At 60.0% G+C, this 13,978-nt stretch carries 11 protein-coding genes; 5 read left to right on the top strand and 6 right to left on the bottom strand.

Annotated features, from left to right (window positions below):
• Nucleotides 1-58 precede the first annotated feature (58 nt).
• Genes VC212_RS03930 through VC212_RS03940 form a run of 3 tightly spaced genes read right to left on the bottom strand, consistent with a single transcriptional unit; the run spans nt 59 to nt 3,014 of the window.
• Complete coding sequence (locus tag VC212_RS03930) at nt 59-478, bottom strand: STAS domain-containing protein (protein ID WP_055853034.1); 420 nt, start codon at nt 476-478, stop codon at nt 59-61.
• Nucleotides 475-906: an ATP-binding protein gene (locus tag VC212_RS03935; protein WP_055853031.1), complete on the bottom strand. Its 432-nt coding sequence runs from the start codon at nt 904-906 to the stop codon at nt 475-477. Before VC212_RS03935 ends, VC212_RS03930 begins: the two co-directional genes overlap by 4 nt.
• Complete coding sequence (locus VC212_RS03940) at nt 903-3,014, bottom strand: SpoIIE family protein phosphatase (protein WP_161961571.1); 2,112 nt, start codon at nt 3,012-3,014, stop codon at nt 903-905. The genes VC212_RS03935 and VC212_RS03940 overlap by 4 nt, the downstream gene beginning before the upstream one ends.
• Before the next feature lie 136 nt (nt 3,015-3,150).
• On the opposite strand from VC212_RS03940, the gene VC212_RS03945 reads away from it, so the two are divergent.
• The 5 genes from VC212_RS03945 (at nt 3,151) to VC212_RS03965 (ending at nt 11,329) form a co-directional block, all read left to right on the top strand.
• The gene (locus tag VC212_RS03945) at nt 3,151-3,750 is read left to right on the top strand and encodes a hypothetical protein (RefSeq protein ID WP_161963000.1); all 600 of its coding nucleotides are present in this window, start codon (nt 3,151-3,153) and stop codon (nt 3,748-3,750) included.
• Entirely contained in the window at nt 3,747-5,069 is a 1,323-nt protein-coding gene (locus VC212_RS03950; protein ID WP_323514418.1) for an XVIPCD domain-containing protein, read from the top strand. Before VC212_RS03945 ends, VC212_RS03950 begins: the two co-directional genes overlap by 4 nt.
• A gap of 387 nt (nt 5,070-5,456) precedes the next feature.
• Nucleotides 5,457-6,458, top strand: coding sequence for an arabinogalactan endo-1,4-beta-galactosidase (locus VC212_RS03955; RefSeq protein WP_055853020.1), 1,002 nt, complete (start codon nt 5,457-5,459; stop codon nt 6,456-6,458).
• A 601-nt stretch (nt 6,459-7,059) separates the two neighbouring features.
• The gene (gene aceE / locus VC212_RS03960; protein ID WP_055853017.1) at nt 7,060-9,747 is read left to right on the top strand and encodes a pyruvate dehydrogenase (acetyl-transferring), homodimeric type; all 2,688 of its coding nucleotides are present in this window, start codon (nt 7,060-7,062) and stop codon (nt 9,745-9,747) included.
• Between the two features lie 124 nt (nt 9,748-9,871).
• Nucleotides 9,872-11,329: a hypothetical protein gene (locus VC212_RS03965; protein ID WP_323514417.1), complete on the top strand. Its 1,458-nt coding sequence runs from the start codon at nt 9,872-9,874 to the stop codon at nt 11,327-11,329.
• A 621-nt stretch (nt 11,330-11,950) separates the two neighbouring features.
• Here the strand turns inward: VC212_RS03965 and VC212_RS03970 are convergent.
• The 3 genes from VC212_RS03970 to VC212_RS03980 all read right to left on the bottom strand — a co-directional run bounded on the left by VC212_RS03970 (nt 11,951) and on the right by VC212_RS03980 (nt 13,796).
• Nucleotides 11,951-12,097 carry a hypothetical protein gene (locus VC212_RS03970; protein ID WP_323525942.1) on the bottom strand — a complete coding sequence of 49 codons (147 nt, stop codon included), beginning with the start codon at nt 12,095-12,097 and terminating at the stop codon, nt 11,951-11,953.
• A 69-nt stretch (nt 12,098-12,166) separates the two neighbouring features.
• Nucleotides 12,167-12,691, bottom strand: a complete 525-nt coding sequence (locus VC212_RS03975; RefSeq protein WP_323514416.1) for a DUF4411 family protein — start codon at nt 12,689-12,691, stop codon at nt 12,167-12,169.
• Nucleotides 12,684-13,796, bottom strand: a complete 1,113-nt coding sequence (locus tag VC212_RS03980; RefSeq protein WP_323514571.1) for an ImmA/IrrE family metallo-endopeptidase — start codon at nt 13,794-13,796, stop codon at nt 12,684-12,686. Before VC212_RS03980 ends, VC212_RS03975 begins: the two co-directional genes overlap by 8 nt.
• Nucleotides 13,797-13,978: the final 182 nt, after the last annotated feature.

Here is a 13,978-nt window from a genome sequence, read left to right on the forward strand (position 1 = left end):
AGCCCGCGCACATGCCGCACGCGCACACGTCCCCACGTGTGCGCGCAGGCGATGCGGCTTACGCTTCGGCGAAATGCGACACGATGGGCGCATCGCTCTGCGCGCTTTGTTCGATGACCTTGCGCTGCATTGCGGCCAGGTAGGCGTCCAGTTCTTCGGTGGACGCGAACACATCGCTCAGCGGCACTGCCTTGACCATGTCGAAGACCTTGCGGATCTGCGGCTGCGGGTTGGTCACCAGCACCTTGCCGTGGTGCGCGGCCAGCGCCTTACGCGCCTTGAAGATGCAGCGGATGCCGGCGCTGGAAATGTATTCCAGTGCGGATAGGTCCAGCACCAGCGTGGTGATGCGGGTGCCCAGCAACGGCGACAGTGCCGCGTCCAGGTCCTGATAGGTGTGGGTGTCCAGCCGCCCGGTCAGGATGACGCGTTGGCGGGTGTCTTGCGGTGGGTCGATCTGGATGGCGAGCGTGGTCATGACAAAGCCTCGGGGACAGGGGCGTACGGGTGGAGCAGGGTGACGCGCACGATGTTGTATGCACCATCGCGGCGGTAGTCGATGTGATCGGCGAACTGATGCACCAGAAACAAGCCTAAACCGCCGATCTGGCGATCGTCGAGCTCGCTTGTCACATCGGGCATTGGCGCAGCGCACGGGTCGAACGCGGTGCCGGGGTCGTGCATTTCCAGCACCAGGGCCTGTTGGTCCAGTTGCAGCTGCAGCCGTAGCGGCTGTTCGGCGCACTGCCCGTGGGTGAGCGCATTGCAGCCCAGCTCTTCCACGATCAGCCGGATCTGGCCGATGCGCTCGGCATGCAGGCCTTCACGGGTGAGCGAGTCTTCCAGCGCGTCGTTGGCGCCGGCCAACTGGGCCAGCGACGGTGCAATGGCCAGATCGAACTTCATGGGCTGGTTGCCTCCCCGGGGACGCCCCGGCCGGTCTCCGCGACCCGTCCAGCATGCTCCTGGCGCAGCCGGATCGCCAGCAGGGTGATGTCGTCGTACGGATCGGCGTTGCCGGTGAAGCGGGCGATATTGGCGATCACCGCCTTGCACTGCGCCGCAGCACTGCGGCGTGGGTGCAGCGTGGCCAGCAGCCGCTCCAGCCCATAGCTGGCGCCGTGCTCGTCCATTGCCTCGATCACCCCGTCGGTATACCCCAACAAGGTCTGCCCCGCGGTCATACGGCCCTGCAGTACCGGAAACGATGTCTGCGGTTCGATCCCCAGCGGCGGGCCGGTTTCCAGCGGCAACGCATGCGTCTTGCCATCGATGTCGATCAACAGCGGCGGCTCGTGCCCGGCGCTGGCCAGCCAGTAATCGCCGCTCACCACGTTGATCAAGCCGCACAGCACGGTGGCGAACATGCAGGTGTCGTTGTTCTCGGCCAGTCGCGTGGAGGCGGCAATCAGGATGCCGTCCGGGCGCGTGTACCGGCGTGCGGCGATTTCCAGCACGCTCACCGCGCGCGCCATGAACAACGCCGCCGGCACGCCCTTGTCCGATACATCGCCGACCACGAACCACAGCAGCCCGGGTTCGGTTTCGACGAAGTGGTAGAAGTCGCCGCCCACCGCCTTGGCCGGCTCCAGCCAGGCGCAGGCTTCCAGGTGCGAACTTGCACGGTCGAAGGTGCGTCCGGACGGCAGCATCGCCTGCTGGATCTCGCGCGCAATCTGCAGCTCGCTCTGCATGCGTTCGCGCGCGGCGGTCATCTCGCCAATCTCGGCGATATGGTGACGGATCGCATCGCGTGCGCTGTCGAACGCGCGCGCCATCACTCCCACCTCGTCATCGCGCTCGATATGCCGCAATGGATACTCGAATTCGCCACGTCGGAAATGCTCGGCGGTGTCGGTCAACTCCTCGATCGGCCGCGTCAACTTGCGCGTGATCCGCCCCATCAACCACCACCACACGCCCGCACCCAGCAACGCGGCCGCTGCCACCCATGCCGCCAGCCAGTTCAGGCCAGCCAACACGTAGTCTTCCGAGGCGGACAGCACGAATGTCCAGCCACTGTGCCCAACTGCCGCACTATGGGTCAGGAAGCGTTCGCCATCCGGCGCCGTGTGCGAAAACGAGATCGGCTGGCCGGCCGCAAGTGCCCGCTGCAATGGCCGCAGATCCGGCCGCGAACGCGCCACATAAGCGTCCAGCGTGTGATGCAGATTGAGCGCCGGGTCGGGGCTGAATACCAGCATGCCTTCGGGCGACAACAGCATCGGCTGGATACCGATGTCGCGCGGTAATTGGTCGATGATCTCGCGCAGATGCTGCAGCGGAAGATCCACGCTCACCATGCCCACGGGCGCCGCATCGGATGCATCGCCCGGGCGCCGCAGCGGCAGGTTGTAGCTGGTGTACAGCGCACTGCCGCCATTGCTGTTGAGGTACGGCTCGGACCACCACGCACGGCCTTCGCGCTGCGTGCGCAGGTACCACGGCATCGCGCGATAGTCGTAGCCCAGCTCGGTCACCGATTTTTCAACGGTGCGCGTGCCATCGCGATGCACGTACCAGACAAACCCCGTATCGCGCGCTTTTTGCGTTCGCGGTTCGATGATCAGCCGCGCTGCGCCGATATCCGGGTCGCCACTGAGCGTGGCCAGCAACAACGCGCGCAGGTTGAACGGCTGCAACCCCACCGCGCCGCTGCTGGCTGCCAACGTGCGCCCGCTCACCTGCACCGAATCCAGCATCGCCGCCAGGCTGCGCGCGGTCTGCTCGGTCAACCCGTCCACCTCGTTGCGCGCGGCCTCCACCAGCTCGGCGCGAGCGCCCAGGTAGAACAGCGTACCCAGCACCGCCAGCAACGCCACCAGCACGCCGGTGGCCGCCAGCATCACCCGCATCCGCAAGCTATTGCGCCAGTGCACGCGCGGTGCGGCCGGTGCGGATGGCGTGGGCGCTGGTGGGCGGGTAACGATGGCGCGCACTCCCTGGCGATGGCTGTGCTCGATCATGGCAGCTTTGCGCCCACCCACAATCTCCGGCAGCGGCCTCATCCTCACGCCGCCGCGATTGCCCCCCGAGCGCAGGCGGACTAGATTGGCTGCCCAACTGCCACGGAGGCCGGCCTTGCGCCAGATTCTGACCCCAAGCCTGCTGGCCCTATTGCTTACGGCCTGTAGCGCCCCGGAGACCAGCATGACCCAGACCCAATCCCCCGCTACCGAGGCCGCTGCAGAAGCCAACGTCGAGGCGGGCGGCCGCGGCCTTGCGAAGCTGAACCCCAGTCCGCGCAAGGCGTTCGAGGTGACGCTCACCCTGAAGAACGCGCCTGGCGCGTTCGGCCTGGTGCAGGGCGCGGCGCAGTACGACGTCAGCAACGAAGCCGAGTGCGGAAAGATCCAGCCGGAGACCGGCACCGCCGGCCGCATCACCAGCCAGGAAGACTTCGCGCTGAAGAAGGTGTCCGATACCGAGTATCGCGGCACCGTCTATCTAGACCTGATGCAGGACGAAGACTATTACGGTCGCGGCGTCTGTCATTGGGAATTCAGTGGCGCCAGCGTGATGCTGAAGGCGACTGGTGCGGAAGAAGAGACGCGCTTCCAGTCGTTTATCGAAGCCAAAACGGTGACTGCGCAGCAGGCGTCTACGGAGTATTACTGGAGCGAGCGTTATCCACGCTCTGAAATGAGCAACTTCCCGGATATGGGCAAGCACGCTGCCGAGGAGTTCAAGCCAGAGATCCGCGACAAGCTCTTCACCATCACGCTGGCCGCCAAGGAAGTTGCGCCATGACCATCCCGTCTCCGCAATATGCCGGTCTGTCTGAAGACTCTTATAAGGACCGTGCAGTAGGCCGGCGTGCACCGGGGCAAGAAGAGATCGTCACGATCGAAGGGCAGCGCTACGCTGTTCTCGAACACGTCAATAACAAGGCGAATGGCTACCAGGGCACGATCTATCAACGCCAGGGCACTGGCGAGATCGTGGTTGCGCACCGCGGTACCGAGGGTGCAGCCAATGACATTCTCACCGATGCAACCATGGTCACCTCGCGGACCAATCCGCAGGCCGCTGATGCATTGGCATTGACCAAACATGCTTTGGATTATGCAAAGGAAATCGGCAAGGAAGAGGGGCGGACACCCCAAGTCACCGTCACGGGTCACTCGCTCGGCGGCGCACTCGCACAGATCTCCGCGCACCATTACGACCTCAAGGGCGAAACCTTCAATTCGTATGGTGCAGCCAGCCTGAGCTATCGCATCCCGGAGGGCGGCAACAGCGTGGTCAATCACGTCATGGCCTCCGACCCGGTCAGTGCGGCATCACCGCATTTTGGCCAAGTGCGCATTTATGCCAAGCCCACTGAAATGCTCGCCTTGAGCGCGAGCGGTTATAGCAATAGCAAGGCCAACTTCCTGATTCCCGACGATCCGCTGATGGCAGCTACCGCATCGTTGGGTGCGCACAAATTGGGCAATTTTTTAGGGGAGCATTCCGCGCTCACCGATCCCAACGCACGTCCGCTCGCCGAAAAGAACGCGCGGATGATTGAGGAATACCGCAGCGACGTGAACGGGTTGCGTACCGGTACGACCATCCTGACGCGCGGTGCACCAGGCCTTGGGCAGGATGTGGTCGACGCCGTTCGTGGCCCCCTCGCTCCAGGCGAGCCGGCCAAGCGCGATGCGCGCGATCACAGCAACGACCACACCTCGTTGCGCATCGATCAACCTGGGCACGTGGGTAACCCCTTGTTCCAGGACGCCCAACGCGGTGTGCATGCGCAAGACGTGCGTGCTGGCCGTGCGCCGGATCAGCACAGCGCGCAGCTGTCTGGCGCGCTCGCCTCGGAGATGCATGCCGCCGGCGGCCAGCGTATCGATTCGGTGGCAATGAGTCCCGATGCTGCCCGGACCTTCGCCGTGCAGGGGCGCGCCGATGATCCGGCGCAGTTGCGCGTCAGCGTCGAAACCATGACCGCGATCAACACACCGTTGGAGCAGAGCAGCCAGCGGGTGGCCGAAAATTCAGCGCGCCAGGCGGTGGCGCTGGAACAACAACAAACGCAGACCCAGCAACAGCAGCAGGGTGCACGCGCGATGGGCTGAGCACTCCGCGCGGTTGCAGGTGGCAGCCCGCCCTGCGCGCATCGCGTACATCCAGCACTTCCACAGACACGCCGGCTTGCCGGCGTTTTTGTTGCCTGTTTGCGCGCAGATGCAGCTGTTTCTTGCTGCAGCCGCACAACAGACACGCCGGTAACCAACGCGCATGTACGCCATTACCGTATTTTTTCGCATAGAGATATTCCGACATCACCGCTGAGCTATAGCGACCTCGAGCGATCGAAACGTCCATGTTTGAATCGCCAGCGTTTCGCAGTGCAGCTGGCCGTGTCTTGTACGACCCGTCACGCCACGCCACGCGGATCGAAAGCAGGGGGATCAGGCAGGGCGCCATTTGGCGCGACATCTATCGATCAAGGGAGAGGGTTCATGAGTGTGGTGAGTACGTGTTACAGCCGCCTGTTGTTGGTGCTGCTGCTGTCGTTGGTCAGCCTGAGCGCAGGCGCACAGGGCATCGCCAAAGGCGCCGATGTCAGCTGGCTCAATCAACAGGCAGCCAATAATCCGCCGCAGGTATTTCGCGACGCCTCCAACAAGACCACCGACTTCCTCAAGCTGTTCAAGGATGTCGGCGGCAACGCCGTTCGCCTGCGCGTGTGGGTCAACCCGTCCGGCGGCTGGAACGATGGCCGCGACACGCTCGACAAGGCCAAGCGCGCCACCGCGCAGGGCATGCGCATCATGATCGACTTTCATTACAGCGACAGCTGGGCCGACCCTGGCAAGCAGAACAAACCGGCTGCCTGGGCAGGGCATTCCGTGGCCCAGCTCAATACCGACGTCTACAACCACACCCAGGGCATCCTCAAATATCTCAAGGACAACGGCATCACCGTCACCTGGGTGCAGGTGGGCAACGAGATCAACAGCGGCATGCTGTGGGACCAGGGCAAGACCCCAAACTTCGCCAACTTGGGGCAGTTCATCAACAGCGGCTACAACGCGACCAAGGCGGTGTATCCCAATGCCAAGGTCATCGTGCATCTGGCCAACGGGTACGATAACGCCAACTTCCGCTGGTTCTTCGACAACCTGCGCTCGGCCGGCGGTAAATGGGACGTCATCGGCATGTCGCACTATCCGCCGGTGGGCAGCTGGCAGGACTACAACACCCGGCTGGACACCAACATGCGCGACATGATCAAGCGCTACGGCACCGACGTGGTGGTGGCCGAGGTCGGCATGGACTGGCAGCAGGCCGCCACCACCCGCGCCATGCTCACCAACCTGCTCAGCCGCAGCAACGCCATCGGCTCACGCGTGCTCGGCGTCTTCTACTGGGAACCCAACGCCTACCCGGGTTGGCAGGGCTACACCATGGGCGCAGTCAACAACAACGGCCAACTGACCGAAGCGCTGCAGGCGTTCTGACCGGCATCCCAGCGAACACGGCGGGGCCTCCAGCCCCGCCAAACCTCGCCCACCGTGTAGGGGCGCACCCGGGCCGACTGTGGCGTTACCGGTAACGCCACAGTCGCGCCCAGGTGCGCTCCTACGGGCTGGGCGGGCCTGCACGCGTACCCAGCTGAGCGGCGCAAACGCTGCACCGACGGTAGCTGCTCACCAATACCGATGGCCCAACGCTCTACCGACGCCAGCCTGCCGCACCAGCAGACCGCGGCCATCCCGCACACCCGTAGGAGCGCACCCGGGCGCGACGGTGGCGTTACCGGCAAAGCCCGTCGCGCCCAGGTGCGCTCCTACAAACACGTGCACCTGTGCGAGTCCATTCCGCCTGGACCCGAGCGGCAACGGCCGCGTGCGCATCACCCGCCCATGGCCCCTCATCCTTTGGTCGTACACCGGCCGCGCCCGTGTGCACAGCACCCGCCATCCCCCCACGCACGCACACACCATCCCATTCCATACGCACCCGTAGCGAGGAATGCCAACAGGTGCGTGCGGTACACTTGGGGGTTCACGAATTCACGATGTCGACACACCCGCGGGGTGTGTCCCCCCGGGAGCGCTAATGAACTGGTTGAACGAAGTGCTGCACAACGATCCGAACCCGCTAGAGACGCAGGAGTGGCTCGAATCGATCAAGGCCGTCATCGACGTCGAAGGCCCGGAGCGCGCCCATCAGCTGCTGGAAGGCATGGTCGAACAGACCCGCCGCGCCGGCGCTTACCTGCCGTTCTCGCCCACCACCGAGTACGTCAACACCATCTCTCCGGCCAACGAGGCCAAGAACCCCGGCGACTCCGCGCTGGAGTGGAAGATCCGCTCGATCATCCGCTGGAACGCCATGGCCACCGTCGTGCGGGCCAACCGCAAGCCGGGTGACCTGGGCGGCCACATCGCCTCGTTCGCTTCCAGCGCCACGCTGTACGACGTGGGCTTCAACCACTTCTGGCGTGCGCCCTCCGACAGCCACCCGGGCGACCTGCTGTTCGTCCAGGGCCACAGCGCGCCGGGCATCTACGCCCGCGCCTTCCTGGAAGGCCGCATCAGCCAGGCCCAGCTGGACAACTTCCGCATGGAAGTGGACGGCCAGGGCATCTCCTCCTACCCACACCCGTGGCTGATGCCCGAGTTCTGGCAGACCCCCACCGTGTCGATGGGCCTGGGCCCGCTGGCCGCCATCTACCAGGCGCAGTTCATGCGCTACCTGGAAAACCGCGGCCTCATCGAGAAGTCCGACCGCAAGGTGTGGTGCTTCATCGGCGACGGCGAGTCGGATGAGCCGGAAACCCTCGGCGCCATCGCGCTGGCCGGCCGCGAAGGCTTGGACAACCTCATCTTCGTTGTCAACTGCAACCTGCAGCGCCTGGACGGCCCGGTGCGCGGCAACGGCAAGATCATCCAGGAACTGGAAGGCGTGTTCCGTGGTGGCGGCTGGAACGTCATCAAGCTGCTGTGGGGCGGTTACTGGGATGCCCTGCTGGCCAAGGACACCGACGGCGTCCTCAAGAAGCTGATGATGGAAACCGTCGACGGCGAATACCAGAACTGCAAGGCCTTCGGTGGCGCCTACACCCGCGAGAATTTCTTCGGCAAGTACCCGGAGACCGCGGCCATGGTCGCCGGCCTGTCCGACGACGACATCTGGCGCCTCAACCGTGGCGGCCACGACCCGCACAAGGTGTACGCCGCCTACCACCAGGCCGTGAACACCAAGGGCATGCCCACCGTGATCCTGGCCAAGACGGTCAAGGGCTACGGCATGGGTTCGGCCGGTGAGGCGCTCAACCCCACCCACCAGACCAAGAAGCTGGACGACGCGGCGGTCAAGCACTTCCGCGACCGTTTCAATATTCCGGTTACCGACGCCCAGCTGGAAGACGGCCAGGTGCCGTTCTACCACCCCGGCGACGATTCCCCGGAAGTGCAGTACCTGAAGGACCGCCGCAACGTGCTGGGCGGCTTCCTGCCACAGCGCCGTCCCAAGGCCAGCAAGTCCTTCGTCGCGCCCACGCTCGACAAGTTCGAGCGCCTGCTCAAGGACAGCGGCGAGCGCAGCTATTCCACCACCATGTCCTTCGTGCAGAGCCTCAACATCGCCCTGCGCGACAAGGAACTGGGCCCGCGCATCGTGCCGATCGTGGCCGATGAAGCGCGCACCTTCGGTATGGAAGGCATGTTCCGCCAGATCGGCATCTACGCCCCGTTCGGCCAGAAGTACAAGCCGGTCGATGCCGACCAGCTGATGTACTACCGCGAAGACCAGACCGGCCAGGTGCTGCAGCAGGGCATCAGCGAACCGGGTGCGATTGCCTCCTGGATGGCCGCCGGCACCAGCTACTCGGTGTCCGACGTGCCGATGCTGCCGTTCTACATTTACTACTCCATGTTCGGCTTCCAGCGCGTGGGCGACATCGCCTGGCAGGCAGCGGACATGCGCACGCGCGGCTTCCTGCTCGGCGGCACCGCCGGCCGCACCACGCTCAACGGCGAAGGCCTGCAGCACGAAGACGGCTTCAGCCAGGTCATCGCCGGCTCGATTCCGAACGTGCGTAGCTACGACCCGACCTTCGGCTTCGAAGTCACCGTCATCATGCAGCACGGCATGAAGTCGATGATGGAAGACCAGATCGACGAGTACTACTACATCACCCTGATGAACGAGAACTACGCCCACCCCGGCATGCCGGACGGCGCAGCCGAAGGCATCATCAAGGGCATGTACCTGCTCACCGACGCCGGCAAGCCCAAGAAGGGCGAGCTGCGCGTGCAGCTGCTGGGCAGCGGCACCATCCTGCGCGAAGCCATTGCTGCGGCCGAACTGCTCAACAAGGACTTCGGCGTCACCGCCGACATCTGGTCCTGCCCCAGCCTCAACGAAGTCCGCCGCGACGGCTTCGACGTTGAACGCTGGAACCGCCTGCACCCGGAAGCCGAACAGCGCAAGCCGTACGTCACCCAGCTGCTGGAAGGCCGCCAGGGCCCGGCCATCGCCGCAACCGACTACGTACGCGCTTTCGCCGATCAGATCCGCGCCTTCGTCCCGATGACCTACACCGTCCTCGGCACGGATGGGTTCGGTCGTTCTGATACGCGTGCCAACCTGCGTCGCTTCTTCGAGGTCGACCGTTACTACATCGCGCATGCGGCGATTGCGGCGCTGGCGAAGGACGGGAAGATGACGGGCAAGGATGTGGCCCGGGCGATCAAGCAGTACAAGATTGATCCTGAGAAGGCGAATCCTGTTGGGGTTTGATATTACATAGGAGTGAAAAAAAGCGGCCTGCGGGCCGCTTTTCGATTATGCTCCCAGCTAAATTAAATCAAGCCCGATGTTTTGAGGTTATTTGGATTTAATCCCCGACAAGGAGTTTTTATTGATGCCTTACTTGAATCTTAAGGACAAAGATCTTTTTGGAAATGAGGCGGGGGAAGATGAAAATCCTGAAATTCTTAACTCGTACTTCGTTGAGCATGAGGATTTTAGTGACTTTTTTGATAAATCCCAGGCGCTCAGCATCGTTAGCGCAAGGAAGGGCATGGGAAAATCAGCGCTCCTAGCGAGATTGCAGCACAGGTTGCAAAGTGAGGCTTCGTACGAGCCGATTATAGTTCGTGCTAAGGGTAATGATCTCCTGGGTTTGGGGGATTTTGAGGGGAAAGATCAAGCGTATCTGGAGACATACTGGAAGCAGATCATATGTAAAAGAATAATCTTGGAAATTGGCAGGCGCATCGGTTTTGCCATGTCTAGCGACGAGATTTCTATTGTTGAGGCTTCCGAGCTCGAGGGGTTGAAAAGTAAAAATATTGTCGGTGGCTTGATAGCTCGAATTGTTGGAAAGTTACCGGGTCTAAGTGTGGAGCTTAGAAATTCAATCCCCCGTGATTTAAGCAATCTGCTGAAGAATTATCAAGAATCCAGCGGCAATTCGGATGTTTGGGTTTTGGTCGATGACATTGATGCGAAATATCAGAATACCCAAGCATATCAGGCTCGTGTGGGATCCTTTTTCAGTGCAATCAGGTCCCTAGCCTTCGAATTAAAAAATATTAGAATCAGAGCTACTGTTCGAAGTGATGTGTGGTCCTGCTTAAGGCATCTTGAGGATCTGGATAAAGCTGAGCAGTATATATTTGAAATATTCTGGACAAAGAAAAATATGCGAGACATTCTCGCAAATAGAATTCTCTCATACATAAAGAGAAGGCATCCAGGTTGCGATGAGGCGAAGTATAGTATCAAGGCTGATTACAATAAGATAATGGATCAGGCTTTTATTTCACCTATAGCGTGGGGAGGGGATCCTAGTGCAAGAATATTTGAGGCTATAGGTGCTTTTTCTAATAGGCGCCCTCGGTGGATGGGACAGCTTTGTCGGATGGCAGCCTCTGAAGCTCGCAAAAATAATGCAAGTACTAAAATTAACATGGAGCATATTAGATATAGCCTGGAAGAATTTGGTAAGCATAGGCGGGATGATCTAATAAAAGAACATTTACATCAGTTCTGTGAGCTTGAGCAGCTGATCGATGCGTTTAGGGCGACTGCGAAAGAATTCACATTTAGCGAAATATCTGCAGTGATTGAGGCTAACTTCATTAGAGGTCGGTCGCCTGAAAATATCCCCGTTGTGGACGGTCAGATGTATCGAGAGCCAATGGATTTGGCAAATTTCATCTTTAAGATTGGCATTATCTCATGCATAAAAGACGGAGGTAAAAACTTCACTCATTTCACCGACGATCCAGATCTTTTTAAGTCGATTGAAAATAGAAAGAGTAATATAAGATGGTCAATTCATCCGTCATATAGGAACTTCTTGAATATACGGTGAAATTGATTGGTGCATAACAACAGCTGTAGGTTGGCTTGACTAATCGGCTTGCAATTGATTTGCTACGCGGGTTAACGCGTTTGTGTTGATGGACAACTACCCGCAGCTGCCGGAATCGGCAGACAATGCCAGCGTGATGTACTAGGTCGCGCGGCTCAGAGGTCGGTTTTCGCGCTGCGTCTTGTGCTCGCGCATCAGCAAGCTCTGGCACCCTACCGTAGCCTGAAGTTTACTTAGGAAGTGAACCTGACCCCGTTAGCGCCGCCGTTAGCGCCGCCACCGCCGTGGCCTTCGCACCCAGCCAGCAGAGCTGAAGCTGCAATTCCTAGTAGCAGGCTTCTCACATATCCATCCTTGCTGGAGACCTACGTGGATCAAAGGGCATGGGGACGTACTGACTATAGGTAATCGTAGTACCTGTGGTTGACGTTACGACCGCAGCAGAGGCACTTGCGATATCTGCCGCCCCGATTCGCACGGCCAGCGCGCTCGGCGCCGAGAGGCCCGCCACACGCGTCGCATGGCAATCCGCGACCGTGATCGGCGCGCCACAACAGCACCTCAATGCAGTAGGCCACCAGCAGTCACCAGCGGCGCTACAGCGGCCACGAATGGGGCGAACTACGCCAAGTAGGGAGAAGCTCGCAGCGAGCCTACCAGCGGCGGCCCCAGCACGAACGCCAGCACGAACGCCAGCACAGCGGCGAAGCCAAGCAACAGTACGCCCGGCAGGTAGGGCCGTATGGCCCGAAAGTCGATGGTCCCCATTGCTCAGCTCCCCGGTTGCAAAGCGGATAGCCTCACCCGTGTGGTTTTCAGCAGCTGAGAACCTGGCGGTTAGGGCTTGAACAGGAACGTTGGTGCTGCGTGTGCGGTAAGAAGCTGATAAATCGTGATGGTTCGAATCCCGCCTAGCTTTATCGCAGCATCGGGAATGGGGATTTCCCGCCTCTTATCAGGATTAGACAGCTCCTGCGTAACGATCTCAAAGCCATGTGTCTTTGCATAGGCAAGCAAGAATGCATCAGCCAAATCAGCGCTTGCAAATTTAGCCTTTGCCGCTTGAAGGTAGTGCTTATCCTTAAGCGCCCATGCTTGAACATCGCCGTAGTTTTTCATAACCGCGGGATCGCCCGCATCGTCAAGGAAAAATCCTGTCGGCATGTTCATTGCCCAGTCACGACCTAAGTCGCCCTTCTTTCCTTTCAAAAGTTCTTCGCGAACTTTTTTAATGCTAAAGATTACGCCCGCATTGTACCCAGCTTCGATCCAATCCCAGAAGCCTGTACAGAAGGCGAAGTCATAGTGAAAGTTCTTACCTTGGATAAATACGTTCGAATCTACGATAAATTTCTTAGCCATTCTTGACGCGCCCCTTCGCCAAAGCTACAACCGTGTCTGGTCTAACATTAAGCAGGCTTGCTGCTTCTCGTAAAAGCGTATTTCCGCTCATTGCCTCAGACACGACCACCCGCGTAAATCGCTTGCTGTTTCTGATAGGGATGGTCACAAGTGCAGATGGTGTTCCCGCCGTTCGGGGCGGGCGCGCGGCATTAGCGATCATGTTGTAGAAGTCTTGATCCACCAACCCATGATCGAGAGCCCTCCTGGCAATGACCAAACGACTAACTCTGTAATGAGTGGCTAATACGGCCACGCTTTCTTCGCCTGTCCAGCGAGCTTTGAAGTCTGTGGACGGCACTAATAACTCACCAGCAACCGCGTTGCATACTCTTTCGGTGTTCGCAGTGGGCTTCGGCATGAGATCCGTGACACCAGATATCCCTAACCACAAATGCGCCAACTCGTGCATGAGAGTAAATACAGCGGCAACTTCCGCGTCTCGACCGTTAACAAACACAACAGGCGCGATGGGATGACTAAGAGCGAAGCCCCTAAATTCATTTTCAGAAAGGGACCTCCTCGTTGCACTCTTTACAAAGCTAGTCTTGATGACGAGTATGCCCGCTGCCTCGGCTTTCGCACTCAACTTCGAAAAGTAAATGGCCGCATCTGCGCTACCGCTACGATCCCGCTCTTTGAAATCCATAACAGCACGCATGTCTGCGACTATTTCGCCTACCTTGCGAATACCGGCGCCCGCGAATTTTCCAATGAATTCCAGCGCCTTGGCTCCGGACTCGCTCAAGTAATCCACATACCAAGCCTGTTTCGTGAGCACGTCCTCTAAAACTTCATAGAAGTCATCGCTGAGAGGAATTGCGTTTTGGACCTGCCGTAAGTCAGGAATAGAAGGACGCTTGAGCTCAGGTGGCTCGGGCAGGAACATGTAGCCGAAAGGAACCTTAGCTTTCTTCGCAAGCTTCGCCACTTGTGCGGAAGTAAGCTCGCCGCCCGCTATCCGTTTGCGTTCAGCGTCTCGACTAGCGATGGATTCAGCGAAGGATTGGAGGGTGAGGCCGGCCCGTTCTGTGGCCCAGTCCAGCACTTCCCGAGAGAGTTTCACGGGTTCCAAGGTGTAGGTTTCCGTACGTGTTGTATGCCGACGCATTAAATCACATTCCGACTCAGTTGCTGATACTCAGCGTGGCAGCTCGATCTTGATCGTCGTGGTCTCCACAAGCCGAGACAGCCCAAAGACCCCCAGCGCAAAGGCCAGGGCCAAGTCGTCATCGAAAAACGGGGTCC

This window comes from Xanthomonas sp. WHRI 8932A, assembly GCF_035012785.1.
Taxonomy (GTDB): Bacteria; Pseudomonadota; Gammaproteobacteria; order Xanthomonadales; family Xanthomonadaceae; genus Xanthomonas.

Coding starts and splice junctions, on each gene's coding strand:
- VC212_RS03930 (WP_055853034.1), bottom strand. CDS start 478: ATGACCACGCTCGCCATCCAGATCGACCCACCGCAAGACACCCGCCAA.
- VC212_RS03935 (WP_055853031.1), bottom strand. CDS start 906: ATGAAGTTCGATCTGGCCATTGCACCGTCGCTGGCCCAGTTGGCCGGC.
- VC212_RS03945 (WP_161963000.1), top strand. CDS start 3,151: ATGACCCAGACCCAATCCCCCGCTACCGAGGCCGCTGCAGAAGCCAAC.
- VC212_RS03950 (WP_323514418.1), top strand. CDS start 3,747: ATGACCATCCCGTCTCCGCAATATGCCGGTCTGTCTGAAGACTCTTAT.
- VC212_RS03955 (WP_055853020.1), top strand. CDS start 5,457: ATGAGTGTGGTGAGTACGTGTTACAGCCGCCTGTTGTTGGTGCTGCTG.
- aceE (WP_055853017.1), top strand. CDS start 7,060: ATGAACTGGTTGAACGAAGTGCTGCACAACGATCCGAACCCGCTAGAG.
- VC212_RS03965 (WP_323514417.1), top strand. CDS start 9,872: ATGCCTTACTTGAATCTTAAGGACAAAGATCTTTTTGGAAATGAGGCG.
- VC212_RS03970 (WP_323525942.1), bottom strand. CDS start 12,097: ATGGGGACCATCGACTTTCGGGCCATACGGCCCTACCTGCCGGGCGTA.
- VC212_RS03975 (WP_323514416.1), bottom strand. CDS start 12,691: ATGGCTAAGAAATTTATCGTAGATTCGAACGTATTTATCCAAGGTAAG.